Origin of the sequence: Gordonia effusa NBRC 100432, from assembly GCF_000241305.1 — a bacterium.
GTDB classification, from domain to species: domain Bacteria; phylum Actinomycetota; class Actinomycetes; order Mycobacteriales; family Mycobacteriaceae; genus Gordonia; species Gordonia effusa.
In genome coordinates, this window is the sequence record NZ_BAEH01000029.1 from 1 (window position 1) to 430 (window position 430).

Here is a 430-nt window from a genome sequence, read left to right on the forward strand (position 1 = left end):
ACGGGACGCGACTGCCTGGCCGCGCCCCAACCACAATTATCGTCCCCGTGAGTGAGATCCGAGGGCAATATGCCCTTCGATGCCCCTGAGGGGGACGACAATTCACGTGGCCCGGTACCAGCTGCGAATCGACCCGTCGACTAGCCGAGTGTTGGGAAACCTCACAGCGACCGGTCACCACTGCTCCCACGCATCGCCGAGCACAGTCGACCAGCGGTGGCATTTGCCGATCGAGTGGGCACGCCGAGCGCCAGCCAACCAGTCACCTCCGATGGTCGAGTGGGCACGCCGACCGCCAGCCAACCAGTCACCTCCGATGGTCGAGTGGGCACGCCGAGCGCCAGCCAACCACTCCACCTCCGATGGTCGAGTGGGCACGCCGAGCGCCAGCGAGACGCGCCCGTATCGAGACCCGGCGAGCCGAACACCG

The 430-nt window shown here is 66.7% G+C and carries 1 protein-coding gene; it reads right to left on the reverse strand.

What is annotated here, in order from left to right:
• Nucleotides 1-174 precede the first annotated feature (174 nt).
• On the reverse strand, nucleotides 175-430 hold a 256-nt coding region (locus GOEFS_RS23580), incomplete at its 5' end, for a hypothetical protein (protein WP_007316727.1).